This is a genomic window from Oleiphilus sp. HI0067 (genome assembly GCF_001635735.1).
This window is the reverse complement of record NZ_LWFI01001657.1, coordinates 1-689: the sequence shown is the minus strand read 5'-3', so window position 1 is coordinate 689 and position 689 is coordinate 1. Positions and strand designations below refer to the sequence as shown.

Below are 689 nucleotides of genomic sequence, written 5' to 3'. Positions count from 1 at the left end.
ATCACGGCAACAACGCTCGTTGTACTAATGGTTTCAGGTAAAGGGACGTACATCGCAGGCCCAAGAAAGAAGATTGCTCCAACCCAAGATTGCAGAGCTGTGAGAAAGAGAGGGGAGTAACGACTCACTAAATGCTTCACAGCTAAGGTATACACGGCAGCGCAAACCATCGCTAACAATTCGTAAAAGTTACCTAACATCGGATTAGGGGCTGTCTCTGAGCTATCTCCAGCAACACTTAAAATAATCGCACCGACAATGGCGATGGCAAATCCTAACCAAGTTCGAATATGCAGACGTTCGTCGAGAACAAGGTAAGCGCCAATTGCAGTCAATAAAGGCAGAAGAGATGTTACAACGCCAGCTTGAGATGCTGTCGTGTTTTGAAGTGCTAATGATTCAAATATGAAATAGAGGCAGGGCTCCATTATCGCCATCATTAATAGTAGCTTCCAGTCACCTCGTTGATAGTTTAGACGCCCCATCCAACGCAGCATGAATACGAAAAAGACACTGGCCAATAACATTCTTCCAAATAACACTTGGGCAGGATGTAGCTCTTGAAATGTTATTTTAAGCGCTATGAATGAGCTAGCCCAAATCAACATGGCGAGAGTTAAGGTAAGGATCGCGATATTGGAAGACGGTTTAGTTGGCATATTCGGCCCAAATGTAAGCGTTAAAAACTA

General features: G+C 44.1%; 1 protein-coding gene. It reads right to left on the bottom strand.

The window, feature by feature from the left end; all coding sequences use genetic code 11:
• A partial coding sequence (locus tag A3739_RS26730; protein ID WP_231877158.1) for a DMT family transporter occupies window positions 1-608 on the bottom strand: 608 nt, incomplete at its 3' end.
• Window positions 609-689: the final 81 nt, after the last annotated feature.